Origin of the sequence: Geodermatophilus sp. CPCC 205506, assembly GCF_051383635.1 — a bacterium.
Classification (GTDB): domain Bacteria; phylum Actinomycetota; class Actinomycetes; order Mycobacteriales; family Geodermatophilaceae; genus Geodermatophilus.
In genome coordinates this window covers 1-24439 of record NZ_JALPKP010000019.1, presented here as the reverse complement: position 1 = coordinate 24439, position 24439 = coordinate 1, and the positions used below count along the sequence as shown (strand labels likewise).

Annotated in this window: 31 protein-coding genes and 1 tRNA gene; 17 read left to right on the top strand and 15 right to left on the bottom strand. The window is 75.2% G+C overall.

Annotation, left to right across the window (positions count from 1 at the left end):
• Window positions 1-118: 118 nt before the first annotated feature.
• Window positions 119-191: transfer RNA gene (locus MY520_RS12715), tRNA-Arg, on the bottom strand.
• A 116-nt stretch (window positions 192-307) separates the two neighbouring features.
• Between MY520_RS12715 and MY520_RS12710 the strand changes: the two genes are divergently transcribed.
• On the top strand, window positions 308-673 hold the full coding sequence (locus MY520_RS12710; protein ID WP_436692471.1) for a hypothetical protein: 366 nt from the start codon (window positions 308-310) through the stop codon (window positions 671-673).
• On the opposite strand, the gene MY520_RS12705 is transcribed toward MY520_RS12710, so the two are convergent.
• A complete protein-coding gene (locus MY520_RS12705; RefSeq protein WP_436692470.1) occupies window positions 606-1457 on the bottom strand; it encodes an alpha/beta fold hydrolase in 852 nt (283 codons plus the stop codon). The genes MY520_RS12710 and MY520_RS12705 overlap by 68 nt on opposite strands.
• A gap of 36 nt (window positions 1458-1493) precedes the next feature.
• Here MY520_RS12705 and MY520_RS12700 point away from each other — a divergent pair, with 36 nt between their 5' ends.
• The 5 genes from MY520_RS12700 to MY520_RS12680 all read left to right on the top strand — a co-directional run bounded on the left by MY520_RS12700 (window position 1494) and on the right by MY520_RS12680 (window position 4512).
• A complete protein-coding gene (locus MY520_RS12700; protein WP_436692469.1) occupies window positions 1494-1841 on the top strand; it encodes a hypothetical protein in 348 nt (115 codons plus the stop codon).
• A 19-nt stretch (window positions 1842-1860) separates the two neighbouring features.
• Window positions 1861-2307: an SRPBCC family protein gene (locus MY520_RS12695; RefSeq protein WP_436692468.1), complete on the top strand. Its 447-nt coding sequence runs from the start codon at window positions 1861-1863 to the stop codon at window positions 2305-2307.
• A 76-nt stretch (window positions 2308-2383) separates the two neighbouring features.
• A complete protein-coding gene (locus tag MY520_RS12690; RefSeq protein ID WP_436692467.1) occupies window positions 2384-3253 on the top strand; it encodes an NAD-dependent protein deacetylase in 870 nt (289 codons plus the stop codon).
• A complete protein-coding gene (locus tag MY520_RS12685) occupies window positions 3250-3561 on the top strand; it encodes a biopolymer transporter Tol (RefSeq protein ID WP_436692466.1) in 312 nt (103 codons plus the stop codon). The genes MY520_RS12690 and MY520_RS12685 overlap by 4 nt, the downstream gene beginning before the upstream one ends.
• Window positions 3562-3600: 39 nt before the next feature.
• Window positions 3601-4512, top strand: coding sequence for an MSMEG_6728 family protein (locus tag MY520_RS12680; RefSeq protein WP_436692465.1), 912 nt, complete (start codon window positions 3601-3603; stop codon window positions 4510-4512).
• Window positions 4513-4519: 7 nt separating this feature from the next.
• Here MY520_RS12680 and MY520_RS12675 read toward each other — a convergent pair whose 3' ends face one another.
• Genes MY520_RS12675 through MY520_RS12665 form a run of 3 tightly spaced genes read right to left on the bottom strand, consistent with a single transcriptional unit; the run spans window position 4520 to window position 6152 of the window.
• Entirely contained in the window at window positions 4520-5368 is an 849-nt protein-coding gene (locus MY520_RS12675; protein ID WP_436692464.1) for a phosphotransferase family protein, read from the bottom strand.
• Window positions 5365-5796, bottom strand: coding sequence for a PaaI family thioesterase (locus MY520_RS12670; RefSeq protein ID WP_436692463.1), 432 nt, complete (start codon window positions 5794-5796; stop codon window positions 5365-5367). Before MY520_RS12670 ends, MY520_RS12675 begins: the two co-directional genes overlap by 4 nt.
• On the bottom strand, window positions 5793-6152 hold the full coding sequence (locus MY520_RS12665; RefSeq protein WP_436692462.1) for a VOC family protein: 360 nt from the start codon (window positions 6150-6152) through the stop codon (window positions 5793-5795). The genes MY520_RS12670 and MY520_RS12665 overlap by 4 nt, the downstream gene beginning before the upstream one ends.
• Before the next feature lie 89 nt (window positions 6153-6241).
• On the opposite strand from MY520_RS12665, the gene MY520_RS12660 reads away from it, so the two are divergent.
• Window positions 6242-6940 carry a YbaK/EbsC family protein gene (locus MY520_RS12660; protein WP_436692461.1) on the top strand — a complete coding sequence of 233 codons (699 nt, stop codon included), beginning with the start codon at window positions 6242-6244 and terminating at the stop codon, window positions 6938-6940.
• A gap of 4 nt (window positions 6941-6944) precedes the next feature.
• On the opposite strand, the gene mscL is transcribed toward MY520_RS12660, so the two are convergent.
• From mscL to MY520_RS12645, 3 genes are all read right to left on the bottom strand, one after another.
• Window positions 6945-7394, bottom strand: a complete 450-nt coding sequence (mscL, locus tag MY520_RS12655; protein ID WP_436692460.1) for a large conductance mechanosensitive channel protein MscL — start codon at window positions 7392-7394, stop codon at window positions 6945-6947.
• A gap of 41 nt (window positions 7395-7435) precedes the next feature.
• The gene (cpaB, locus tag MY520_RS12650; RefSeq protein ID WP_436692459.1) at window positions 7436-8053 is read right to left on the bottom strand and encodes a Flp pilus assembly protein CpaB; all 618 of its coding nucleotides are present in this window, start codon (window positions 8051-8053) and stop codon (window positions 7436-7438) included.
• A gap of 85 nt (window positions 8054-8138) precedes the next feature.
• On the bottom strand, window positions 8139-8474 hold the full coding sequence (locus MY520_RS12645) for an FmdB family zinc ribbon protein (protein ID WP_436692458.1): 336 nt from the start codon (window positions 8472-8474) through the stop codon (window positions 8139-8141).
• A 170-nt stretch (window positions 8475-8644) separates the two neighbouring features.
• Here MY520_RS12645 and MY520_RS12640 point away from each other — a divergent pair, with 170 nt between their 5' ends.
• On the top strand, window positions 8645-8893 hold the full coding sequence (locus MY520_RS12640; RefSeq protein WP_436692457.1) for a hypothetical protein: 249 nt from the start codon (window positions 8645-8647) through the stop codon (window positions 8891-8893).
• Complete coding sequence (locus MY520_RS12635; RefSeq protein ID WP_436692456.1) at window positions 8848-9381, top strand: ankyrin repeat domain-containing protein; 534 nt, start codon at window positions 8848-8850, stop codon at window positions 9379-9381. The genes MY520_RS12640 and MY520_RS12635 overlap by 46 nt, the downstream gene beginning before the upstream one ends.
• Before the next feature lie 17 nt (window positions 9382-9398).
• On the opposite strand, the gene MY520_RS12630 is transcribed toward MY520_RS12635, so the two are convergent.
• The 3 genes from MY520_RS12630 to MY520_RS12620 form a co-directional block, all read right to left on the bottom strand.
• Window positions 9399-11786 carry an ATP-binding cassette domain-containing protein gene (locus MY520_RS12630; RefSeq protein WP_436692455.1) on the bottom strand — a complete coding sequence of 796 codons (2388 nt, stop codon included), beginning with the start codon at window positions 11784-11786 and terminating at the stop codon, window positions 9399-9401.
• 132 nt (window positions 11787-11918) lie between these two features.
• Entirely contained in the window at window positions 11919-12329 is a 411-nt protein-coding gene (locus MY520_RS12625) for a VOC family protein (RefSeq protein ID WP_436692454.1), read from the bottom strand.
• A gap of 5 nt (window positions 12330-12334) precedes the next feature.
• Window positions 12335-12784: a helix-turn-helix transcriptional regulator gene (locus tag MY520_RS12620; RefSeq protein ID WP_436692453.1), complete on the bottom strand. Its 450-nt coding sequence runs from the start codon at window positions 12782-12784 to the stop codon at window positions 12335-12337.
• 142 nt (window positions 12785-12926) lie between these two features.
• Here MY520_RS12620 and MY520_RS12615 point away from each other — a divergent pair, with 142 nt between their 5' ends.
• The 4 genes from MY520_RS12615 to MY520_RS12600 are packed head-to-tail and all read left to right on the top strand — an operon-like array spanning window position 12927 to window position 16023.
• Window positions 12927-13862 carry a hypothetical protein gene (locus MY520_RS12615; protein WP_436692452.1) on the top strand — a complete coding sequence of 312 codons (936 nt, stop codon included), beginning with the start codon at window positions 12927-12929 and terminating at the stop codon, window positions 13860-13862.
• A gap of 18 nt (window positions 13863-13880) precedes the next feature.
• Window positions 13881-14474 carry a DUF6714 family protein gene (locus tag MY520_RS12610; protein ID WP_436692451.1) on the top strand — a complete coding sequence of 198 codons (594 nt, stop codon included), beginning with the start codon at window positions 13881-13883 and terminating at the stop codon, window positions 14472-14474.
• A 35-nt stretch (window positions 14475-14509) separates the two neighbouring features.
• Window positions 14510-15001 carry a MarR family winged helix-turn-helix transcriptional regulator gene (locus MY520_RS12605; protein WP_436692450.1) on the top strand — a complete coding sequence of 164 codons (492 nt, stop codon included), beginning with the start codon at window positions 14510-14512 and terminating at the stop codon, window positions 14999-15001.
• The gene (locus tag MY520_RS12600; RefSeq protein WP_436692449.1) at window positions 15001-16023 is read left to right on the top strand and encodes an LLM class flavin-dependent oxidoreductase; all 1023 of its coding nucleotides are present in this window, start codon (window positions 15001-15003) and stop codon (window positions 16021-16023) included. The genes MY520_RS12605 and MY520_RS12600 overlap by 1 nt, the downstream gene beginning before the upstream one ends.
• Window positions 16024-16068: 45 nt before the next feature.
• Here MY520_RS12600 and MY520_RS12595 read toward each other — a convergent pair whose 3' ends face one another.
• From MY520_RS12595 to MY520_RS12580, 4 genes are read right to left on the bottom strand one after another with little or no spacing between them, the layout of a single operon-like run.
• Window positions 16069-17589 (bottom strand): carboxyl transferase domain-containing protein, encoded by a 1521-nt coding sequence (locus MY520_RS12595; RefSeq protein ID WP_436692448.1) that lies wholly within the window; start codon window positions 17587-17589, stop codon window positions 16069-16071.
• Window positions 17586-18764: a CaiB/BaiF CoA transferase family protein gene (locus MY520_RS12590; RefSeq protein ID WP_436692447.1), complete on the bottom strand. Its 1179-nt coding sequence runs from the start codon at window positions 18762-18764 to the stop codon at window positions 17586-17588. Before MY520_RS12590 ends, MY520_RS12595 begins: the two co-directional genes overlap by 4 nt.
• 19 nt (window positions 18765-18783) lie before the next feature.
• Window positions 18784-20124, bottom strand: coding sequence for an SLC13 family permease (locus MY520_RS12585; RefSeq protein WP_436692446.1), 1341 nt, complete (start codon window positions 20122-20124; stop codon window positions 18784-18786).
• A 44-nt stretch (window positions 20125-20168) separates the two neighbouring features.
• On the bottom strand, window positions 20169-20762 hold the full coding sequence (locus MY520_RS12580) for a 5-formyltetrahydrofolate cyclo-ligase (RefSeq protein ID WP_436692445.1): 594 nt from the start codon (window positions 20760-20762) through the stop codon (window positions 20169-20171).
• Between the two features lie 73 nt (window positions 20763-20835).
• Here MY520_RS12580 and galU point away from each other — a divergent pair, with 73 nt between their 5' ends.
• The 4 genes from galU to sepX all read left to right on the top strand — a co-directional run.
• Window positions 20836-21750: a UTP--glucose-1-phosphate uridylyltransferase GalU gene (gene galU / locus MY520_RS12575; RefSeq protein WP_436692444.1), complete on the top strand. Its 915-nt coding sequence runs from the start codon at window positions 20836-20838 to the stop codon at window positions 21748-21750.
• 41 nt (window positions 21751-21791) lie between these two features.
• Window positions 21792-23180: a molybdotransferase-like divisome protein Glp gene (gene glp / locus MY520_RS12570; RefSeq protein WP_436692443.1), complete on the top strand. Its 1389-nt coding sequence runs from the start codon at window positions 21792-21794 to the stop codon at window positions 23178-23180.
• Window positions 23181-23187: 7 nt separating this feature from the next.
• On the top strand, window positions 23188-23808 hold the full coding sequence (locus MY520_RS12565; protein ID WP_436692442.1) for a GNAT family N-acetyltransferase: 621 nt from the start codon (window positions 23188-23190) through the stop codon (window positions 23806-23808).
• Window positions 23809-23986: 178 nt separating this feature from the next.
• Window positions 23987-24439: divisome protein SepX/GlpR (gene sepX, locus MY520_RS12560; RefSeq protein ID WP_436692441.1), on the top strand; the 453-nt coding region annotated here is incomplete at its 3' end.

The window sequence follows — 24439 nt, the reverse complement described above, 5'->3', positions numbered from 1 at the left end:
TCTCCGCGTTGGCCCTCGGCGATCACTGCCCGCATCGCCCGAGAGCGCTGCTCAGCCACGCTCAACTCCCTCATCGAGGGAGCGTCGAGGATCAGCCGAAACAACACATGTCCAGTTGTGGCCCCGAGAGGATTCGAACCTCCGACACACGGTTTAGGAAACCGTTGCTCTATCCCCTGAGCTACGGGGCCGCGGGAACCGGCGGGGATCGCCGGGACGCCGGGGCCATCCTGGCACGTCGCCGTCGGGATCCGGTCGGCGCGCCGCGGAGGCCGCCGTCCGGCCCGCGGCTGACTACCGTCGGGGCATGGTGGTGCTGCTGGCCGAGCTCACCCTGCTGGTGCTGGTCACCGGACTGCTGGTCTACGCCCTGGGTGTGTGGTCCGCGCGCCCGGCCGGCCAGGCCCGACTGCCGGTCCGCCGGCGTGCCGAGCTGGCCGCGGCCGTCGCGCAGGCCGGGTGGTCCCCGGCGCACGACGAGGTGGACGGCGTCACCCGGGTCCTGCTGCGGCGGTCCTACACCGGCCTCGACGGGTTGCCGGTCGTGCTGGAGGAGCGGGTGCTCGAGACCTTCCCGGCGGCCGACCCGGCGTGGGAGACGCTGTTCACCGAGTCGATGTCACGCGCACGGTTCCGCTGCTCCTACCTGAACGCCGAGGAACGACCGGGCTGACCGCCCGCTGTGCCGTCTGCTCGACCAGGCGGGCGATCGTGCGGGGCCGGTCGGACTGCGGCGCGTGCCCGGCCCACAGGAGCGGGGAGAAGCGCGAGCCCGGCACCAGCGGCAGGTAGCGCACCGTCTGCCCGGAGGCCACCCAGTCGGCCACGCCCTGGACGAGGGTGACCGGGCAGTCGATCCGGCCCAGCCCCCGGGGGACGTCGAGCATCAGGGCCCACACCACGGTGCGCATGAAGTCGCGGGAGTCGGCGAACCCCTCGCGGGCGCCGATCGTCTCCTCGGGCGAGGTCGTCCACGGGGTGGCCTTGAGCGGAGCCAGCACGGCGGCCCGGCCCACCGCGGAGCGTGACAGCGGGTCGATCAGCGGGGCCACCGTCCGCATGAGGACCCGGGACACGGCCATCCCGGCGCCCTGGTAGAGCCGCTCGGGGAGCAGGTTGAGTCCCGACGGCGCGATGGCGACCACCGATGCCGCCCGGCCGCGCCGGGCCAGCTCCAGGGCGACCCGCGCGCCGAGCGAGTTGCCGAGGACGTGCACCCGGCCGACGCCCTCGGCGTCCAGGGTGCGCTCGACCGCGTCGGTGATGGCCGGGACCGTGGGCCGATCGGGCAGCGCGGGGGAGTGGCCGATCCCCGGCAGGTCGACGTTCAGGACGTCGAAGCGCTCGGTCAGCAGCGGCAGGACGGCGGTGAAGTCGCGGCGGGAGCTGCCCAGGCCGTGGAGCAGCAGCAGCGGCTCACCCGAGCCGGAGCGGTCGACGTGCAGCGCGGTGGTCACGTGTCCGGGCTACCCGTGGGTAGCAGCCCGCAGGCCATGAGCCTGGTCACCCGCCCGGTCCTGGCGACGATCTGTGGAGGGCGGTCCACCCTGTGGACGGCGCCACCGAACTGGTCGGAGGTCTCCCCGACGGTGACCTCCCGACCCGAGGAGGACGCCATGGAGATCCGCAGCACCACCGACCTCGAGCAGCACCACCGACCTCGAGCAGCACCTGGCCCGGACGGCGAGGCGCTCACCGGCCCGGCACCCGCCGACGCTCCGGCCGGACCGGCAGGAGCCCGGGGAGACGGCGAACCGGGCCGGCCGGCCTGTGCCGGGGTGAGCGCGCGGTCGTCGCAGCCGTGCGCCAACGGGGAGCCCTGGCGGCGGACCCGGTGGTGACGGGCGGCAGGATGGGCGCATGGGACAGGTCGTCGCCACCGCCGAACGCGTCGTCGGGGCACCAGCGGACCGGGTGCGGTCCGCCCTCGCCGACTACACCGAGACCCGCCGCCGGGTGCTGCCGGAGCAGTTCAGCGACTACCGGGTCGAGGCCGGCGGCCAGGGCGAGGGCACCCGCGTCGCCTGGCGGTTCGCCGCCACCTCCAAGCGGGTCCGCGAGCAGCTGGTCGAGGTGACGCAGCCCGACACCGACACGCTGGTGGAGACCGACACCCGGTCGTCGATGGTGACCACCTGGACGGTCCGGCCGGCCGACTCCGGCGCGACCACCGTCCGGGTGCGGACCACCTGGAACGGGGCGGGGGGCGTCGGCGGGTTCTTCGAGCGGACCTTCGCCCCCAAGGGCCTGCGCCGGGTGTACGAGGACCTCCTGGGCCGGCTGGAGCGGGAGCTGTCGGCGTCCTGAGTCGACGGGCCGTGCGTCGGCGCGGGGTCCCGGCCGGCCGGCGGCGCGCGGAGCGATCGCGGGGGACGATGGCCGGGTGACCGCACTGCCCGTCGTCGAGGAGCCGCCGGCCGTCGACCCGGACGACCTGGCCGACCTCGCCGCGCTGGTGGGCGACGGGGACGTCGTCGTCCTGTCGGGGGCGGGGCTGTCCACCGACTCCGGCATCCCCGACTACCGCGGAGCCACCGGGTCGCTGCGCCGGCACACGCCGATGACCTACCAGACCTTCCTGCGGGATCCCCGCGGGCGGCACCGGTACTGGGCGCGCAGCTTCGTCGGGTGGCGGCAGATCCGGGCCGCCCGGCCCAACGCCGGGCACCGCGCGGTCGCCGACCTGCAGCGCGCCGGGCTGGTCTCGGGCGTCGTCACACAGAACGTCGACGGGCTGCACCAGGCCGCCGGGGCGTGCGACGTCGTCGAGCTGCACGGCGGCCTGGACCGGACGATCTGCCTGGCCTGCGGCGACGTCGCCGACCGCGCCGCCCTCGACGAGCGGCTCCGGGCGGCCAACCCCGACTTCGGCCCGCACGTCGACGAGGTGAACCCCGACGGGGACGCCGAGCTGCCCGACGAGCTGCTCGACGGGTTCGTCATGGTGGACTGCCTGGCCTGCGGCCGGGGCCCGCTCAAGCCCGACGTCGTCTTCTTCGGCGAGACGGTGCCCCGGAACCGGGTCGACACCTGCTTCGCCATGGTCGAGGACGCCGGCGCGCTGCTCGTGCTGGGCTCCTCGCTGACGGTCATGAGCGGCTACCGCTTCGTGCTGCGGGCGGAGAAGCTGGGCATCCCGGTCGGGCTGGTCAACCTCGGCCCCACCCGCGGCGACGCGAAGGTGGACGTGCGCATCGACGCCCCGCTGGGGGCGGTGCTGCCCGAGCTGGCCCGGAGCCTCGGCGCCGCGTGAGCCGCGAGGTCGGCCGCACCGACGACGACCGCTGGATCGTCGTCGACGGCCGGCGGTGGCGGACCGCGGACCCGGCGCTGCCCGAGGACGTGCGGGCCCGCCTGCTGCACCACCTGGGGCAGGCACGCGCCGCCGTCCGCACCGCCGGCCGGCTCGGGGACGACGCCGCCCTCGCGGCCGCCCGCGCCCGGGTGCAGCAGGCGAAGACCGGCCTCGGGGAGCGCGGCCCGGCCTGGTGGGACCAGGACGACGACGCCCGCCGCGCACGGTGGGAGGCGGCGCTGTCCGCCCTCGAGTCCGGCGGCTGACCAGGCGCGCGGCCCCGCCCTCGGCGAGGATCGGAGCCGATGCAGACCTTCCTGCCCGTCGCCGACTTCGAGGAGAGCGCCCGGCTGCTGGACTCGCCCCGCCTCGGCAAGCAGCGGGTCGAGACGCTCCAGGTGCTGCGCGCCCTGGAGCTGCCCGACTACGGCTGGGCCTCGCACCCGGTCGTGCGGATGTGGCGCGGCCGGACACCGGCGCTGGTCGCCTACGGGCTGGCCATGGTCCGGGTGTGGCGGGACCGCGGGTTCGCCGACAGCACGCACACGCTCATCGCGGAGTTCGCGCCCGACGTCGTCGGCGCCGACCAGCACCAGCTCGCGCGGGCCGGCCTGCTGCCCTCCTGGGTGGGCGACAAGGCGCTGCACCTGTCCCACCGGTCGAACCTGCTGGCCAAGGAGCCGGACTACTACCGGCCACGGTTCACCCCGGTCTTCGGCCCGGAGCCCGACGACCTGCCCTACGTCTGGCCGGAGCCGGACGACGTCCCGCCGGTCGCCCCGCCGGACGGGGTGCGGGTCTGGGTGGCGCGTCCCCGGTCGCACAACGAGCTCGGCGCCTGCCTCGCGGCCGGCGTCGTCGGGCTGGGCACCCAGTCCGGCATCGACGTCGACGCCACCGGGCTGACCCCGGCCGAGCTGCGCACCCTGTCGAAGGAGATCTCCGGCCGCCGCCCGGCCAAGGACCTGCGGCAGCTGTCGGCGTTCCTGGACGAGGTTCGCCCCGGTGACCGGGTCGGGCTGCCGATCGAGCACGGCGCCGGCCTGCTGCTCGGCGAGGTCGTGGGGGAGTACCGGTTCGCCGGCCGGGAGCTGCTGCCGCACCGGCGGCCGGCCCGGTGGGAGCGCGTGGTGCCGCGGTCGGCGGCCCGCCCCCCGGCGACGCTGCAGGACCCGCGGGCGCTGTTCACGGTCGTCCTCGATCCGGCCGCCGTCTGACGGGGCGTCAGCCCAGGACCGCGGCGAGCCGCTCCCGTGCCGCCGGGCGCCGCCGCGGGTGACCGGTCGCGGCGACAACGGACCAGGCGGCCGCGTGCAGCCGGCGCAGCTCCAGCCACGGGGCCAGCTCGGCGTCGCTCGGGGCGTCCGGGAGGGCGTCGAGGGCGGCCCGCCCGTCCAGGCGGGAGGTGGACCGCAGGCAGGCCAGGTCCCAGGCGCGCGGGCCGGGGCAGGTGTCCTCCAGGTCGGTCCACAGCCGGCCCCGCGGGGTGGTCAGCAGGTTGCCGGGGTGGGCGTCGCCGTGCCGCTGGCCGGCCACGCCGTCCAGCCGCGGGCGGAGGTCGTCCAGCCGGGCGGCCAGGCGGTCCAGCCGGGCCGGCTCGACGCCCCAGGAGGCACCCCGCTCGACGAAGGCGGCGAGGTCGTCGAGCGGGGTGTCCAGCGGCCGGCCGGCCGGTGCGAGCTCGCCCAGCGACCCCTCCAGCTCCTCCAGCGCCCCGGCGACCTCGGCCGGCGTCACCGCCTCGGGCAGCACCGGCACGTGCGCCCAGAACGAGAGCACCGTGCCCTCGTGCTCGTGCGGACCGGGCGGCAGCAGGTCGCTCGGCGGCACGACCGGTGCGCCGGCCGCGGCCAGGGCGCCGGCCACCGCGACCTCGCGGCCGAGGTGCCGGGCGACGTCGGGGCGCAGCAGCCGGGTCAGCGTGGCCACCCGGGCGACCACCGGCGCCGGCGCGAGGTGCACGACGACGTTGATGCCGTCCTGCAGCACGCGGGCGTCCTCGCACCCCACCCCGTGGGCGGCGCTCACCGCCCGGGCGGCGGCGACCGCCCGGGCGACCCGCGCCCGGCTCACGCGCCGGGCAGCGGCACGTTCTGCAGCCGCACCTGGCCGCGGGCGACGAGCTTGCCGTCGTCGGACCGGGTGAGCAGCACCTGCCAGAGCTGCTGGGTCCGCCCCTGCTGGACCGGCTCCGCGACGACGTCGAGCCGCCCGGTGGTCATGCTGCGGATGAAGTCGGTGTTGTTGTTGACCCCGACGGCGAACTGGCCGCGGTCGACCACCGCCGCGCTCGCACCGATGCTCGCCGCCGACTCGATGACCGTGCAGTAGACCCCGCCGTGCACGACACCCCACGGTGTGTGCTGGTCCGGGCCCAGCTCCACCACACCGGTCACCCGGGTGCCGCTGACGTCCCGGGGCTCGAAGCCGGACGCCGCGGGGAACCGGCTGGTCGAGGCGAGGTCGACGGCGGGCAGGCCGGTGCCGTCCGCGCTGCTCACGCGTCCCACACCAGGCAGAAGGGGTGGCCGGCGGGGTCGGCGTAGACGCGGAAGTCGCCCCCGCCGCCGGGCAGTCTCCGGGCGCCGAGCGCGAGCACCTCCGGCTCGGCCGCCTCCACGTCGGCCACCCGGACGTCGAGGTGGAACTGCTGGGGCCGGTCCGGATCCGGCCAGTCGGGCGGCTGGAGGTCCGGCGCCTGCTGGAAGGCCAGCCGGTGGCCCTGCCCGGAGACGACCACCCAGTCGTCGCCCGGGCCGCCCTTGCTGACCTCCAACCCGAGCAGCTGGGCGTAGAAGGTGGCGAGGGCGTGGGCATCGGGTGCGTCGATGACGACGGAGTGCAGCTGGCCGATCATGAGCCCATCCTCGCGGGCCATCGCGTACCCGACCAGCGCAGGCCCGGCCCGGTCCCGCCCGCACCCGGCCAGGAGGCAGGATCGGCCGGGTGACCCCGCACCCGGCCGCCCCGCAGCTCGGCTCCCTCACCTGGATCCCGGCCACCGACCGGCCTGACCTGCTGGCCGCCCCGGTCGCCGCCGCGCTGGGCGCCCTCACCGGGCCGGCCTGGCTGGCGGAGATCGACGACGAACTGGCCGACACCGCCGCGTTCACCGAGGCCTACGGGGTGCCGATGGAGTCCTCCGCCAACTGCGTGGTGGTCGCCGCCCGCCGTGCCGGCCAGACCATGTTGGCGGCCTGCCTGGTGCCGGCGGCCACCCGCGCGGACGTCAACGGACTGGTGCGGCGGCACCTGGGGGCGCGCAAGGCCTCGTTCGCGCCCCAGGACGTCGCGGTGGCCGAGAGCGGGATGGCCTACGGCGGCATCACCCCCATCGGGCTGCCGCCGTCCTGGCCGGTGCTGGTGGACCCGGCGGTCGTCGCCGCGGACCTCGTGGTGATCGGGAGCGGCACCCGCGGCAGCAAGCTGGCGGTCGCGGGCGCGGTGCTGGCCGCGCTGCCGTCGGCGGTCGTCCTCGAGGGGCTGGGCCGGCTGCCGGTCGAGCCGCCCCCTCCCGCGGCCGGCGGCCCGCTCGAACGGGCGCCGGACGACCGCGACGTCGGCTGGGGGGAGCGACCCGAGGAGCGCGCCGGCGACGACCGCCGCTACCTGGAGGACCGCCCTCCGCACTGGGGCAGCGACTGAGGTCTCACAGCCGCCCGGGCAGCGTCGCGGTGCCCGGGCCCGACGGGTCGGGACCGGGGCCGGCGCCCTGCTGCGCGCGCAGCAGATCGCGGATCTCGACGAGCAGCTCCACCTGCGTCGGCTCGGCCGGACCGGCCTCCTCGCCGCGCTTGCGCCGCTCGATGATCGCCTTCACCGGCAGCACGACGAGGAAGTAGACGATCGCGGCGGTGAGCGCGAACGTGATCACCTGGCTCACGAAGGCGCCCCAGGCGAAGGTCTGGCCGTTCACCTCGACGGAGCCGCCCAGTTCGCCGCCCCCGCCCACCAGCCCGATCAGCGGGGTGAGGAACGAGTCGGCGAAGGCATTGACCACGGCGGTGAAGGCCGCGCCGATCACCACCGCGACCGCGAGGTCGACGACGTTGCCGCGCAGCAGGAAGTCCTTGAAGCCCTTCATCATGGGCTCATCCACCCACGGCCCGGCTCCCTCCCGGTCAACCGGCTCCCGGCGCGTCACGGCGGCGGGAGGCTGAGCGTCAGTGTCGCGGTCGTGGAGGCGGCGGCCAGGAGCGCGGCGGTGGCGCCGTCGACGGCGAGCAGCAGCAGCCCCTCGCCGGCGTCGTCCGGCCCGGGGGCGGCGAGCACGAGCGCGCCGGCGGCGACCACCTCGGCCCGCGCGGCGTCCGGCGCCGTCGCCAGCACGTCGACCCGGTCGCCGGGGCGGACCAGGGCGCTGACCACGACGTCGGCCGGGCGCACCGGCGCGGCCACCTGGCCGGCCGCCAGCTGTGCGGTGAGGCCGGCGCCCACCAGCCGGGCGTCGGTGACCGGTTCCCCGGCCCGGAGGCCGCCGGCGAGGGCCTGGCCGACGAGTGCCGTGGGGTCCGGCGTCGTCCCGGCCGGCCGCAGGGCGGTGGGGTAGCGGGCCACGGCGAGGTCGCCGGTGGCGAGCACGGCGCCGGGTGGCAGGTCGGCGGCGGCGACGACGACCGGCGCGGTCTCCGGCTCGCCGGGCCCTGCGGGCGGCGCCGCGGGGCGCAGCGCCAGCACCAGCGCGGTGGCGGCGAGCAGGCCGGCGAGGACCTGGCGGCCGGTGTGGAGGAGGGAGCGGGGGCGGCGGAGGCGGATCACGCGCCCACGCTGGCGGCCGGCAGCCGCCCGCGGGCCGGCGACCGCCGATCTGTGGAGGGACCGCGGGCCTGTGGACCCGCGGGGCTCAGCTCGCGGCGGCCTTGCCGGCCGTCGCGCCGGACGTCGAGGAGCTGCTCGACGACGACGAGGAGGACGACGAGCTGATGGCGGCCGCGGCGGTCTCCTTCTTCGCGCCGTTGGACGACGAGCCGCCCGCCGACTCGCCGGCCGACGAGCTGGACCGGCTGTCGGTGCGGTAGAAGCCCGAGCCCTTGAAGACGACACCCACCGAGCCGTAGATCTTGCGCACCGGGCTCTCGCACTGCGGGCACTCGGTCACCGGGGCGTCGGTGAAGGACTGCACGACCTCGAACTCGTGCTTGCCGTCGGCGTTGGTGCAGGCGTACTGGTAGGTGGGCACGGTGGGAGCGCTCCTCGTGGGGACGGGCCGGGCTGGCACTCTCACCCGGCGACTGCCAATGATGCGCGCTCGAACGGCGTCCGTCCACGTGCCGCCGGCATGTGTGACCCGTGCGTCGCACGGGGACCGGCTCTCGACGCCGCTCGAGCGCACCCGGACGGAGGCCGCCGATGGACTCGCTGCCCGGTGACGACCCGGTGGCCGTCGCGCTCGTCGGCGCCGTCCGCGAGGGGGACCTGCCCGCCCTGCGCCGGCTGCTGGCCGAGCACCCGGGGCTGGCCACGGTGCGGGTGGCCGGCCGGGACGGCTGCGCGCGGACGCCGCTGCACGTGGCCTGCGACGGCCCGGGTACTTCCCGAACGGGCCGGCCGTCGTGCGGCTGCTGCTGGCCGCCGGCGCCGACCCGGACGCACGGGTGACCGGGGCCGGGCACGCGGAGACCCCGCTGCACTGGGCGGCCAGCAGCGACGACGCCGACGTCGCCGAGGTGCTCATCGACGGGGGCGCCGACCTGGCGGCCACCGGCGCGTCCATCGCCGGCGGCACCCCCCTCGACGACGCCGTCGGGTACGGCTGCTGGCACACGGCGCGGCTGCTCGTCGCCCGGGGCGCCCCGGTCGAGAAGCTGTGGCACGCCGCCGCCCTGGGGCTGGCGGGGCGCGTCGAGGAGCTGGTCGACGGCCCGCCGGCCGCGACGCAGGCGCAGCTGGACGAGGCGTTCTGGCAGGCCTGCCACGGCGGGCAGCGGCGGGTCGCGGAGTTGCTGCTGGCCCGCGGGGCCCGCCTCGACGCGGTGCCCGGCTACACCGACCGGACACCGCTGGCCATCGCCGGCGCCCTCGACACCCGCCGGGAGTCCCTGGTCACCTGGTTGCGCGACCAGGGCGCCGGGTCCGGCGACGGCTGAGGGCGGCCCGGCCCCGGTCAGCTCCCGACGTAGGCCGCGAGGTGCTCGCCGGTGAGGGTGGAGCGGCCGGCGACGAGGTCGGCGGGCGTGCCCTCGAAGACGACCCGGCCGCCGTCGTGGCCGGCGCCGGGGCCGAGGTCGATGATCCAGTCGGCGTGCGCCATGACCGCCTGGTGGTGCTCGATGACGATCACCGACTTGCCCGAGTCGACGAGCCGGTCGAGCAGCCGGAGCAGCTGCTCGACGTCGGCGAGGTGCAGGCCGGTGGTCGGCTCGTCGAGGACGTAGACGCCGCCCTTCTCGGCCATGCGGGTGGCCAGCTTCAGCCGCTGCCGCTCGCCGCCGGACAGCGTGGTGAGCGGCTGGCCGATGGCGAGGTAGCCGAGCCCGACGTCGGCGAGCCGGTCGAGGATGGCGTGCGCCGCCGGCGTGCGGGCCTCGCCGGAGCCGAAGAACTCCTCGGCCTCGGTCACCGACATGGCGAGCACCTCGGCGATGTTCCGGCCGCCGAGGGTGTACTCCAGCACCTCGGCCTGGAACCGCTTCCCCTCGCAGTCCTCGCAGGTGGACTCGACGGTGGCCATGACGCCCAGCTCGGTGTAGATCACGCCGGCGCCGTTGCAGGTGGGGCAGGCGCCCTCGGAGTTGGAGCTGAACAGTGCCGGCTTGACGCCGTTGGCCTTGGCGAACGCCTTGCGGATCGGCTCGAGCAGGCCGGTGTAGGTCGCCGGGTTGCTCCGTCGCGACCCGCGGATCGCCCCCTGGTCGACCACCACCACGCCCTCGCGGGCGGCGACCGAGCCGTGGACCAGCGAGCTCTTGCCGGAGCCGGCCACGCCGGTGAGCACGACCAGGACCCCGAGCGGCACGTCGACGTCGACGTCGCGCAGGTTGTGGGTGGCGGCGCCGCGGACCTCCAGCGCCCCCTTCGGCGTCCGCACCGACGGCTTGAGCGCGGCCCGGTCGTCCAGGTGCCGCCCGGTCAGCGTGCCGCTGGTGCGGAGCTCCGCCACGGTGCCCTGGAAGACCACCTCGCCGCCGCCGGTGCCGGCGCCCGGGCCGAGGTCGACGACGTGGTCGGCGATCGCGATCGCCTCCGGCTTGTGCTCGACGACCAGCACTGTGTTGCCCTTGTCGCGCAGCTGCAGCAGCAGCTCGTTCATCCGCGCGATGTCGTGCGGGTGCAGCCCGATCGTCGGCTCGTCGAAGACGTAGGTGACGTCGGTGAGCGACGAGCCGAGGTGGCGGATCATCTTGGTGCGCTGCGCCTCGCCGCCGGACAGGGTGCCGGCCGGCCGGTCGAGCGAGAGGTAGCCCAGCCCGATCCGCGCGAACGAGTCGAGCAGGTGCTGCAACCCGGCGAGCAGCGGCGCCACCGACGGCTCGTCGAGGCCCCGGATCCAGCCGGCGAGGTCGCTGATCTGCATCGCGCAGACGTCGGCGATGCTCTTGCCCTCGATCTTCGACGAGCGGGCCTCCGGGGCCAGCCGGGTGCCGTCGCACTCGGGGCAGGTGGTGAACGTGATCGCCCGCTCCACGAACGCCCGGACGTGTGGCTGCATGGCGTCGACGTCCTTGGAGAGCATCGACTTCTGGATCTTGGGGATGACCCCCTCGTAGGTGAGGTTGACGCCCTCGACCTTGATCTTGGTCGGCTCGCCGTAGAGCAGCGTGTGCAGCTCCTTCTTGGTGTACTGGCCGATCGGCTTGTCCATGGGCAGCCCGGCGCCGCTGAAGATCCGGCCGTACCAGCCGTCCATGCTGTAGCCCGGGACGGTCAGCGCGCCCTCGGCGAGCGACTTGGTGTCGTCGTACAGCGCGGTCAGGTCGAAGTCGGTGACCGCGCCCATGCCCTCGCACCGCGGGCACATGCCGCCGAGGCGGGTGAAGGTCGCCTTCTCGGCCTTGGTCTTGGCCCCGCGCTCGACGGTGATCGCACCGCTGGCGCGCACCGTGGGGATGTTGAACGAGTACGCGTTGGGCGGGCCGATGTGCGGCCGGCCGAGCCGGCTGAACAGGATGCGCAGCATCGCGTTGGCGTCGGTGGCGGTGCCGACGGTGGAGCGCGGGTTGGCGCCCATCCGCTCCTGGTCGACGATGATCGCCGTCGTCAGGCCCTCCAGCAGATCGACCTCCGGCCGCGCCAGCGTCGGCATGAAGCCCTGCACGAAGGCGCTGTAGGTCTCGTTGATCAGCCGCTGCGACTCGGCGGCGATCGTGTCGAACACCAGCGAGCTCTTGCCCGAGCCGGAGACACCGGTGAAGACCGTCAGCCGGCGTTTCGGCAGGTCGACGCTGACGTCCTTGAGGTTGTTCACGCGTGCGCCGTGCACGCGGATCAGGTCGTGGGCGTCGGCGACGTGCGGCGCGGGCGCCTCCGAGTCCGTGCTGGTGGCGGTGCTCATCGTGTCTCCATCCGTCGGGGCGGTCGCGGCGCCGGTCTGCTGTCTACCTGATCGGCCGGGTCGGCAGGACCGGTGCTGCGCCGGACCGGGTGACGTGGACCCGGACACCGTCCACGTCACCCGCCGCCGGGCTCACTGCAGCTGCTGGATCCGGATCATGTTGCCCGCGGGATCGCGGAAGGCGCAGTCGCGGACGCCGTACGGCTGGTCGGTGGGCTCCTGGACGACCTCCGCGCCGCTGCCCTCCAGCTTCGCGAAGGTGCCGTCGAGGTCTTCGGTGGCCAGGTTGACGCCGAAGTAGCTGCCCTTGGCCATGAGCTCGAGGATGGTGCGCTGCTCGTCGTCGGTGAGGCCCGGGGTGGCGGTCGGCGGGTGCAGGACGATGGCTGTGTCGGGCTGGCCGGGCGGGCCGACGGTGATCCACCGCATCCCGCCGTAGCCCACGTCGAGGCGGACCTCGAAGCCGAGGGTGTCGCGGAAGAAGGCGAGGGATGCGTCCGGGTCGCTGTGCGGGAGGAAGCTCGAGTGGATGGTGATGTCCATGGCCGTCACGCTAGGGACGGCTCGGGGGCCGGTGCTTCTCGATTCCTGACCGGTCTGGTCACCTGTTTCGCCACGCACGACGGCATCCCCGCCGTCGCCTGCGCCGCCTCGCGCCGGTAGACGCTGGGCGGCACACCGACCAGCTCGGTGAAGCGGGTGCTGAAGGTGCCCAGCGACGAGCAGCCGACGGCGAAGCAGACCTCGGTCACGCTGAGGTCGCCACGACGCAGCAGTGCCATCGCCCGCTCGATGCGCCGCGTCATCAGGTAGGCGTAGGGCGACTCGCCGAAGGCGGCCCGGAACTCACGGCTGAGGTGCCCGGCCGACACGTGCGCGCCGCGGGCGAGCGCCTCGACGTCCAGCGGCTGGGCGTACTCCCGGTCGATGCGGTCGCGGACCCGGCGCAGCCGCGCGAGGTCGCGCAGGTGCTGGTCCAGGGCCGGTCCGCTGGTCACCTGCGCGATCGTGCCACGCCGCGCGCGCCTCGCGGAGTGGCAGCGGGGCTTGTCGGCCCCGCCCGTCGGGGCCAGGATCCACGTGGGACTACCGACGGGGCGACGGATGAACACGCGGCAGTTGGACCAGACCGCACGCGCCGTGGTGCACGCACGCACCCGGCGCCCACCCTCGGCGGCGAGCCCCAGCGGCCCGCCGTCGGTGCTCGGCCTCCACCGTGCGGCCGGCAACCAGGCGGTGGCGCGGCAGCTGGCCGGGTCGGGCCGGCCGGCCGCGCACGCGGTGCGGGGAGCGCCGACCGTGCAGCGCTGCGGTCCCGTGGCGTGCGACTGCTCCCCCGAGCAGCGCGCCGCACACGCCGCCGAGGGGACGGCGCGCACCGGGGCCGGTGCCGTGGCCACGGCGGACACCGCGAGGGGGACTCCCGCCACCGCCGGGGACGGCACGGTTCCCGAGGGGGTCACCCTGCAACGGGTGGCCGCGCCGGGCACAGCCCTCCAGCGACTGCCGGGGGACGGGATGATGCCGCCGGGGGACTGCTCCTGGGCCAAGTACCTCCCCCTCCGGCTGTCGGTCACCTCCGCCAAGGCGGTCGTCAGCGGGCTCGGAGCCTGCACGGCGGGGGACAGCTGCCACCTGCTCGCCGCGAAGATCGCGGCCATCAGCGCGGAGATCGCCGCCCGCGTGGCAGTCGCCTACACCTGCTTCCGCGGCGGCGACACCGGACACCAGACCCAGCTGCAGGCCAAGGTCAACATGCTGAACCGGTGTTACCGGTTCTTCCAGGGATCGAACTGCCCGCAGCGCCTGGTCGAGGCGATGGCGGCGGTCGTCGCGGCGGCTCGGGCGGCGATCGAGGCCACGATCGTGGCCGCTGCCGCGGCCGTCGTCATCGCGGCGGTGGTCGCCCTCGTCGTGGCCGTGATCGCCCTCGCGGAGGCCATCGCGGCGGCGATCGCGGCGGCGGCTGCCGCGGCGGCGGAGGCGGCGCTGGTCGCGTCGGCCGCGGCGGCGGTGATCGTCCTGCTGGTCGCGCTCCGGGACGCGCTGTCGTCCGGCGGCTCCACCTCCGCCTGAGCGGCATCGGCAGCCCCCATGACGCCCGGGTCCCGGTTCCTCGACGCCTTCGCCGCGCGCCTCCGCCCCGCGCCGGGACAGCTCGTGCGCCCGCGGAGCGGGGAGGACGGCGACCGGGTGCGGGAGGTGCTGGCCGGCCGGACGGTGTCGGAGGTGACGGTCGAGGACCTCCGCGAGGTCCTCGAGGGCAACCTCTGGGCGCTGACGCCGGCGGCGTTCCGGTACTACCTGCCGGCGTTCATGGACCTCGCGCTCACCCACTACGCGTCGATCAGCGTCTTCGCCTCCGAGCTCGTCGACGCCCTCACCGAGCCGTCCCGGGACGACGTCGTCGCGTCGCTCGACCGGCTGGGCGGGCTCCCGAGCGGGGTGGCGCCGGTGGACCCGGCGGCGGTGGAACTCCTACGGGAACAGCAACTGGGGTGGTTCGACTCGGGACAGCCGATGGCGCTGTTCCGCGACCGTGTCGACGGCCTGACGCCCGACGAGGGCAGCGCGGTCCTGACGTTCCTGGAGGTGTTCCGGGACGAGCACGGACAGGACTTCCCCTTCGGCGAGCTCGACGTCGCCATCGACCGGCACTGGGCGGCGTATCGCCCGGACCGACACTGACGAAGCGGGCCCGTTCCACCAGTAGCGTGCTGGTCGTGGCTCAGGAGTGGCTCGACGAGCAGCAGCAGCGGACGTGGCGTGTCTGGCTGACCGTCGCCGAGGTGCTGCCCCGCGTGCTCGACGCCCAGTTGCAGCGCGATGCCGGCATCACCCACGCCGCCTACGTCGTCCTGGCGATGCTGTCGGAGGCGCCCGGGCGCAGCCGGCGGATGAGCGACCTGGCCCGGCGGGCCAACCAGTCGCAGAGCCGGCTGTCGCACACCGTCGCCCGGCTGGAGGAGCGCGGCTGGGTGCGCCGGGAGCGCTCGGCGGAGGACGGCCGCGGCAACGTCGCCGTCCTCACCGACGAGGGCTGGGACGTCGTCCGCGCGGTCGCGCCCGGCCACGTCCAGGCGGTCCGGGCCGCCCTCTTCGACCCGTTGACCGACGAGCAGACGACGGCGCTCGGCGACGTGCTCGAGGTCGTCCTGGAGAAGCTCGACCCCGATCACAGCCTGCGCGTCGAGCACGGCGCCGACGCCGGCTGATGGACGCCGGGCCGCTGCCCCTGTCGGTGCTCGAGCTGGCCACCGTCGGCTCGGGGCAGACCACCGCCGACGCCCTCGCGGCCACCACGCGGGTCGCCCGGGCGGCCGACCGGCTGGGCTTCCGCCGGATCTGGGTCGCCGAGCACCACAACATGCCGGCCGTGGCGAGCACCAACCCGCCCGTGCTCATCGCCCACCTGGCCGCGGTCACCGAGCGGATCCGGGTCGGCTCCGGCGGCGTGATGCTGCCCAACCACGCGCCGCTGGTCGTGGCCGAGCAGTTCGCGCTGCTCGAGGCGCTGCACCCCGGCCGGGTCGACCTCGGCATCGGCCGCGCGCCGGGCACCGACCAGCAGACCGCGCTCGCCCTGCGCCGCGATCCGGCGGCCCTGTCGGCCGAGGACTTCCCGCAGCACCTCATCGACCTGCTCGGCCTCTTCGGGGACCCGCGCGTGGAGGGCGGCCTGGCCGAGCGGTTCCGGGCCACTCCCGCGGCCGCGTCCGTACCGCAGGTGGTGCTGCTGGGCTCCAGCGGCTTCTCCGCCCAGCTGGCCGGTCACCTGGGGCTGCCGTTCGCCTTCGCCCACCACTTCGGCGGGGCGAACGTGCTGACCGCCGTCGGGCTCTACCGCGACACCTTCCGGCCCTCACCGGTGCTGGAGCAGCCGTACACCATCGTGACGGCGAACGCGCTCGCCGCCGACACCGAGGAGGAGGCCCGCCGGCTCGCGCTGCCCGGGAAGCTCATGCGGCTGGCGATCCGCACCAACCGGCTGCGCCCGGTGCCCACCCTCGAGGAGGCCGAGCGCGACCCGGAGCGGGCGGCGGCGGAGGAGATGTCGAGCAACGCCGTGGTGGGGGATCCCGGGACCGTCGTCGCGCAGCTGCGCCGGCTGGCCGCCGACACCCGGGCCGACGAGCTGATGCTGTCGGCGTCCACCCACGGGGTGGTGGAGCGGCTGCGCAGCCTGGAGCTGGTGGCCGCGTCGTGGGGACTGTCCGGGGTCGCTCACGACAGGTGACGCGGGAAGGACGACGGGTCGTCGGTCCACGCGTGGGACCCGGGCTCAGCGGCCCAGGTGCCGGTAACGGTGCAGCCGGCTGCGGAACCGCTCGCCGTCGTCCCTGCCGAGCAGGTCGGCCAGCTCCTCGCCCAGCACCCGGCCCAGCCGGCGGCAGAACTCCACCGGCTCGTCGGCGGCGTCGGGCCGCTCGGGCACCACGCGGTCGACGATCCCGGCCCGCCACAGGTCGGTGGCCCGCACCCCCTGCGACGCGGCCATCTCGCCGGCGCGGTCGACGGTCCGGTGCACGATCGCCGAGGCGCCCTCCGGCGGCAGCGGGCCGAGCCAGCCGTTGGCCGCGGCCAGCACCCGGTCGGCCGGCACCAGCGCCAGCGCGCCGCCGCCGGTGCCCTGGCCGAGCAGCACCGCCAGCGTCGGCGCCTTGAGCATCACCAGGTCCTGCAGGCAGCGGGCGATCTCGGCGGCCAGCCCGCCCTCCTCGGCCTCCTTGGACAGCGCCGCGCCGGGGGTGTCGATCAGCGTGACCAGCGGCAGCCGCAGCTCGGCCGCCAGCCGCATCCCGCGGCGGGCCTCGCGCAGCGCGGCCGGCCCGAGCGGCGCGGTCAGCGACTGGCCGCGCCGGTCCTGTCCGAGGACGACGCACGGTGCCCCGCCGAAGCGGGCCAGCGCCAGCAGCAGGCCGGGGTCCTTCTCGCCGGCGCCGGTGCCGGACAGCCCGACGATGTCGGTCGCCGCCGTCCGCAGCAGCCGCCGGACGCCGGGCCGTTCCTCCCGACGTGACGCGGTGACGACGTCCCACGCGCTGCGGCCGTCCTCGGGGTCGTCGGTGTCGCGGCCGTCCTCGGGGCGGGGCCGCTCGGCGTCGCGGACGTCGTGGTGCCAGGTCTGCCGCGCGGCGAGCACCCGCAGCGCCCGGTCGGCGACGTCGGCGATCTCCTCGTGCGGCACGACCGCGTCGATCAGCCCGTGCGCGGCCAGGTTCTCGGCGGTCTGCACGCCCTCGGGGAACCGCTCGCCGTACAGGGCCTCGTAGACCCGGGCGCCCAGGAACCCGACGGAGGCGCCGGGCTCGGCGATCGTCACGTGCCCGGTGGAGCCCCACGACGCCAGGACGCCGCCGAACGTCGGGTGCCGCAGGTAGACCAGGTAGGGGAGGCCGGCCTCCTTGTGCCGGGCGATGGCCGCGGTGATCCCGATCATCTGCAGGAACGCGACCGTGCCCTCCTGCATGCGGGTGCCGCCGGAGACCGGCGCGGCCAGCAGCGGCAGCCCCTCCTCGGTGGCCCGCTCGACGGCGGCGATCAGCCGCTCGGCGGCGGCGATCCCGATGGAGCCGGCCAGGAAGCCGAACTCCCCGGCGATGACCGCCACCCGGCGGCCGCGCAGCCGCCCCTCCCCGGTGATGATCGCCTCGTCCTGGCGGGACTTCTCCGCCGCGCGGGCCAGCTCGGCGGCGTACTCGGGGGAGACCTCGCCGACGGTGATGGGCGAGTCCCACGTCTTCCAGGAGCCATCGTCGAGGACGAGGTCCCGCAGCGCGCGGGCATCCAGCGGCCGCGTCACCGCCGCAGCCAGGCGCGGATCGCCTCGTTCGACGAGCCGAGCACCGGTGGGGCGGCGTGGTCGCGGCGGGTGGTCTCGGTCTCGCCGTCCGGACCGGGGGCGAAGAACCGCAGCGGCGGGCCGGGGAGCTGCAGGGGGCCCAGCGTCTGGTGCTCGACGTCTACGAGCAGGCCCTGGGACAGCGTCTGGTCCCAGGTGTAGACCTCGTCGATCGTGCGGACCTTGCCGGCGGGGATCCCGGCCGCGGCCAGCCGGGCCAGCAGCTCCTCCGGGGAGATCTCGGCGAAGGCCCGCTCGAGCAGCTCGATGACCTGCTGCCGGTTGCCGACCCGCTCGCCGTTGGTCGCCATGCCGGGCGCGTCGGGGTCCAGGCCGAACTCGGTGCACAGCTTGCGCCACAGCCCCTCCGACCCACAGGAGAGCTGCACGCTGCCGCCCCCGCAGTGGAACAGGCCGTAGGGCGCGATCGACGGGTGGTGGTTGCCCTGGGCACGGCCGACCTCGCCGGCCACCGTCCACGCCGTCCCCTGGAAGGCGTGCACCCCCACGATCGAGGCGAGCAGCGAGGTGCGCACCACCTGGCCGCGGCCGGTCCGCTCCCGCTCCAGCAGCGCGGCCAGTACGCCGTAGGCGCCGTACATGCCGGCCAGCAGGTCACCGATCGGCACGCCGACGCGCTGCGGGTCGTCCGGTCCGGACCCGGTCAGCGACATCAGGCCGCCCTCGCCCTGCGCGATCTGGTCGTAGCCGGCCCGCCCGCCCTCGGGCCCGTCGTGACCGAACCCGCTGATCGACAGCGTCACCAGCCGCGGGTTGAGCGACTCCAGGACGTCGGTGCCGAAGCCGAGGCGGGCCAGGGTGCCGGGACGGAAGTTCTCCAGCAGCACGTCGGCCCGCCGGACCAGCTCGGTGAGCAGGGCCTTGTCGCCGTCGTCCTTGAGGTCGAGGGTGACCGACTCCTTGTTCCGGTTGGTGCACAGGAAGTAGGTCGACTCGCGGTCGCCCTGGTCCGGGTCCACGAACGGCGGGCCCCACCCGCGGGTGTCGTCCCCGCTGCCGGGGTTCTCCACCTTGATCACGCGGGCGCCGAGGTCGCCCAGCATCATCCCGGCGTGCGGCCCGGCCAGGGCACGGGTGAGGTCGACGACGAGCACGCCGTCCAGGGGTCCGGACATGGTCGGGTCTCAGCTCCGATCAGAAGAACGACGGGACGACGACGAACGTCAGCCAGGCCAGCAGCGGGCCTGCGACCACGACGATCGCGGAGTAGCTCAGGATCTGCTTGTAGAAGCGGTCACGGTCGACGTCCTGCGCGTTGGCCAGGACCAGCGCGCCGTTCGTCGAGAACGGGCTCACGTCGACGATGGTCGAGGACACCGACAGGGCGACCACCACGCCCACGGCCCCGATGTCGCCGGCCTGCAGGAAGGGCACGGCGAGCGCGATGGCCACTGCGATGATCGCGACGGACGACGCGAACGCCGACACCACCGCGCCGATGTAGCAGAGCAGCAGGGCCACGAGCAGTGGTGCGCCGATCCCGGTGACCGCCTCGCCGACGTAGTCGATGGTGCCCGCCTCCTGGAGCACGAAGACGAAGGTGAGCACCCCGGCGATCAGCAGGATGGTGCTCCAGCTGATCTGGGTGACCGCGCCCTTGTGCTGCTGCGCGGAGAACAGCGCCAGGACGACGGCGACGGAGATCGAGACGAACCCGATGTCGAGGTCGAAGACGAGCGCGAGGACGGCGACGACCGCCAGCCCGACGAGCGTCAGGATCTGCTCGAGGGAGACGGGGCGGGGCTGGTCGGGGTGGATGTGCTCGTCGTCGTCACCGCCCACTCCGGGGCCGGGCGCGGCGCCGTGCCCGCGGACGAGGGTCCCGTGCGCGTGTTCCGTGTGCGTCAGCGGCTCGGCGTCGACCTTGCGGCCGATCAGCTTGCGGCCGCCGAGCACGAAGAAGAGCACCAGCGCGATCGCGAGGTTGAAGAACAGGCTGCCGAGGAAGACCTGCAGCGAGGCGTCCGGCAGGCCGGCCTCCTCGACGATGTCGTTCACCGTGACGCCGTAGACGCTGATGGGGGAGAAGCCGCCGCCCTGGGCGCCGTGGATGACCATCATGCCCATCAGCAGCGGGCTGATCCCGTGCCGCGCGGCGAAGGTCAGCGCGATCGGGGCGATGATCGCCACCGCGGCGGGGGAGAGTGCGCCGATCGCGGTGAGCACCGCGGTGACGAAGAACATGATCCACGGGATCGCCGCCACGTGGCCGCCGACCAGCTTCACCGCGCCGCGGACCAGCAGGTCGACGGTGCCGTTGTTCTGCGCGATCGCGAACAGGTAGGTGACCCCGATCAGGGTCAGGACCAGTTCGGCGGGGAAGCCGGCGAGGATCTCGTCGGTGGTGAGCCCCACGGAGAGGGTGCCCACCACGAAGGCGGCGACGAAGGCCAGCGCGCCCATGTTGATCGGCAGGAACGTGGCGATCGCGAAGATCACCACGAGGGCGATGATGGTGACGATCTCGGGTGACATCGAGCGCTCCCTCGGCATCGGCGACGACGGGCGTGATCACTGTGTCAGTGACCGGGCGGTAACGCCTGCCAGCCTCCCGAGGGGGTGACGACCGCGGTGACCCGGCGGTCGTGCGGCTCGGACGGCAGGTCGTCGACCAGCTCGTCGTCGAAGACCAGCGACACGAGCCGGGCGTCGGCGCGGACGTGCCGCAGCGCCCGGTCGTAGTAGCCGCCGCCGCGGCCCAGCCGGACGCCGGAGCGCGCCACCGCCACCGCCGGGACGACGACGACCTCCGCGGCGCCGATCGCCGACGGCCCGAGCCGCGGCCCGACCGGCTCCAGCAGGCCGAAGCGCCCCGGTGCCAGCCGGCCCCTGTCGACCGCCCAGCCGAGCTCGTGGCCCTCGGTGGGGACGACGGGGAGCAGCACCCGCGCGCCCAGCTGGGTGTAGGCGGCCGGCAGCCGCCCGGCCCCGGGTTCGGCCGGGTCGGGGGCGAACGCGGCGATGGTCCGCACGCCCGCCAGCCCGCGCAGGAGCGCGGCGGTCAGCGCGGCTGTCGCGGCGGTCCGCTCCCCGGCGGGGCGGGCGTTCCTCCGGGCCAGGAAGTCGGCGCGCAGCGCGGCCTTGGCGGCGGCCACGTCGTCCGGGAGGGTCACCTCAGAAGGCTAGCCAAGCCTTGGTCCCCGGCACGCCGGGGCCGGACGCCCGGGCCCTGATTAGGCTCCGCACATGGCGACTGCGAGCCCCCGACCGACGCGGAAGGCCGTCATCCCCGTGGCCGGGATGGGCACCCGCTTCCTGCCCGCCACCAAGGCGGTGCCCAAGGAGCTGCTGCCGGTCGTCGACCGGCCGGCGCTGCAGTACATCGTCGAGGAGGCCGCCCGGGCGGGCCTGGGCGAGGTGCTCATGGTGACCGGGCGCAACAAGGCCGCGATCGAGGACTTCTTCGACCGCCACCCCGAGCTGGAGACCGCCCTGGAGAAGAAGGGCGACGCCGAGCGGCTGAGCGCGGTGCACGCCTCCACCGACGTGGCCCAGGTGCACTTCGTCCGCCAGGGGGAGGCCCGCGGGCTGGGCCACGCGGTGCTGCAGGCGGCGGCCTTCGTCGGGGACGAGCCGTTCGCCGTCCTGCTCGGCGACGACATCATCGACGCCCGCGACCACCTGCTCGAGCAGATGCTGCAGGTGCAGTCCGAGCACGGCGGCTCGGTCGTGGCGCTGCTCGACGTCGGCCCCGAGAACATCGACAAGTACGGCGCGGTGGCGGTGGAGGACGCCGAGGGGGACGTCGTCACCATCACCGGCCTGGTGGAGAAGCCGCCGGTCGACGAGGCGCCGTCCAGCCTGGCGATCATCGGCCGCTACGTGCTGGCGCCCGAGGTCTTCGGCGTGCTCCGGGAGACCGCCCCCGGCCGCGGCGGCGAGATCCAGCTGACCGACGCCCTCGCGACGCTCGTCGAGCGCGGTGAGCCCGTGCACGGCGTGGTCTTCCGCGGCCGCCGCTACGACACCGGCGACCGGCTGGACTACCTCAAGGCGGTCATCCAGCTGGCCTCCGAGCGCGACGACCTCGGGCCCCCGCTGCGGGCCTGGCTGACCGAGTTCGTCGCCGACCTGCCGGACACGGGCGCGTCGGAGGCCTGATCCTCGGCCGTCAAGGGGGAACATCGACCGCCGTGGTGGGGATGATCGAGGACGACACGGGCGGGACGCTCCCGCGGCAGCGGGACACCACGGCGCTGGACCTCCGCCAGGGCACCCCCGTGCGCGAGGCGCCGGCCCCCCAGCACGAGACGAGCGCGATCGACCGCGGACAGGTGCCGCCGCCTCCGGCCACACCCGAGCCGGCCGTGCCGCGGGGTGTCGAGCAGCACCTCGACGAGATCCTGTCCGCGGTGCCGCAGCCGGACCCGATCGAGCTCGCCGTCCTCGACGCGCAGGGCCTGCTCTGCGCCGAGGAGGTGGTCAGCCAGCGGGCGCTGCCGGCGTTCGACCAGGCCGCGCTCGACGGGTACGCCGCGCGGGCCCTGGACGTGGAGGGCGCGAGCCTCGCCGAGCCGGCCCTGCTGTCCGTGGTCGGCGAGACGGTGGCCGGCCCCACCGCGACGACGTCCATCGGCCCCGGCATGGCGCAGAAAGTGGCCGCCGGGGCGATGCTGCCGCTCGGCGCCGACGTCGTCGTCCCGGCGGTGTGGACCGACCGCGGCGCGGTGACCGTCGCCGTGCACGCCCCGGTCGAGGCCGGCGGCTACGTGCGCCGCGCGGGGGACGACGTCGCGCCGGGCACCACCGCGGTGCAGATCGGGACCCCGATCGGGCCGGCGCAGATCAGCCTGCTCGCGGCGGTCGGGCGCGACCGCGTGCAGGTGCGCCCCCGGCCGCGGGTGGCCGTGCTGTCCGCCGGGTCGGAGCTGGTCGAGATCAGCACCTCGCCGGCCCCCGGGCAGGTCGTGGACGTCAACAGCTACGCGCTCGCCGCGGCCGCCCGGGACGCCGGGGCGGAGGCCTACCGGTGGGGCATCCTCCCCGCCGACCGCCGGCGGCTGGGCGAGGTCATCGAGAGCCAGCTGCTCCGCAGCGACCTGGTGCTCATCGCCGGCACCCTCGCCACCGAGGGCGACATGGTGCGCGAGGTGCTGACCGAGCTCGGCCAGATGGACTTCGCCCAGGTGACCATGCACCCGGGCCCGCTGCAGGCGTTCGGCCGGCTCGGGCGCGACTCGGTCCCGGTGATCTGCGTGCCCGGGGAGCCGGTGGCGGCGCTGGTCGCCTTCGAGGTGTTCGTGCGCCCGGCCATCCGGCTGATGCTCGGCAAGCGGCAGCTGTTCCGCCGCACCGTCCAGGCGATCGCCGCCGAGCGGCTGCTCTCGCCGCTGGGCTACCGGCAGTACCTGCACGGGCAGGTCATGCGCCACCCCGACGGCGGCTACGTCGTCGAGCCGCTCGGCGACGGCGACGAGGCGATGCTCGCCCGCATGGCGCGGGCCAACTGCCTGATCGTCGTCGACGACGACGTCACCGAGGTGGCTGCTGGGGGTCTGGTCACCGTCATGCCCCTACTGCTGGGCGGCTGACCGACTCGTGGTCGATCCCGCACTGCACCCCGGCTGGCCCGCGCGGCTGGCGTGGGGACCGGTCGAGCTGCACCCGCCTCGGCGCCGGGACGCCGAGGAGTGGAGCCAGGTCCGGCTGGCCAACGAGGCGTGGCTGTCGCCGTGGGAGCCGACCGCGGCCGCACCGTGGTCGGCCCGGCACACCCCGCAGGCCTACCGCGCGATGCGCCGGGCGGTCCTGCGGCGGGCGGCGGCGGGGACGACGCTGCCGTTCGTCGTCCGCGTCGAGGGCCGGCTGGCCGGCCAGGTGACCATCGACAACGTCGTCCGGGGAGCGCTGCGCTCGGGCAACCTGGGCTACTGGATCGACCGGTCGGTCGCCGGGCGCGGCATGGCCTCGCTGGCGGTGGCCCTGGTGTGCGACCACGCGTTCGGGCCGGCGCGGCTGCACCGGCTGCAGGCCGACATCCGGCCGGAGAACGGCCCGAGCCAGGGCCTGGTGCAGCGGCTGGGGTTCCGGTCCGAGGGGCTGCTGCGGCGGTACCTGGACATCGACGGCGACTGGCGCGACCACCTCACCTTCGCGCTGCTGGCCGAGGACTCGCCCCAGGGCGTCCTCGCCACGTGGCGGGCCCGCGCGCCGCACTGAGCGCGCCCGCATACCACGCACCCGACCGGTCCCCGGGTGGCTCCATGTCGACACGCCGCCCCACCGGCACTCCAGTCACACAACACATCAGTGACACGCCCGCGCGCCTCCCTCGTCCGGGTGACCGCAGGCCTTAACTTCGCCGGGCGAGTGACTCATGTGACGGGTGGTGTTCTGGATGGGATCGGGCGTGCTGTTGGCCGCGCTGGTCGTGCTGTGGTTCGTCGTGCTGGTGCCCATGGTGGTGACCCGCGGTGATGCGCAGACGGCTCGAGCCGGCCTGGCCGACTCCGGCCGGACGCTGCAACGGCGACGGACGGTGGACCCCGCGGTCCACGCCGAGACCGAGCGCGTCTCGATCGACCGGGCTGCGTTGCTGACCTCGGGCGAGCTGCGGGTCGACGTCCACGCGGTGCGCCGGCGGATGCTGGCGGGGCTGGTGGCGCTCGCGCTGCTGGCTCTGGTCGGCGCGCTGGTGTGGAGCCCCTGGGTGTGGATCGCCCACGGCGTGCTCGACGTCCTGGTGGTCGCCTACCTGCTGGTGCTGCGGGCCGCCGCGCGTCGGGAGCGGCTGGCCGCCCGTCGCGCCGCCCGGGCCGCCGCCCGTGCCGCCCGCCGGCCGGAGCCGCGT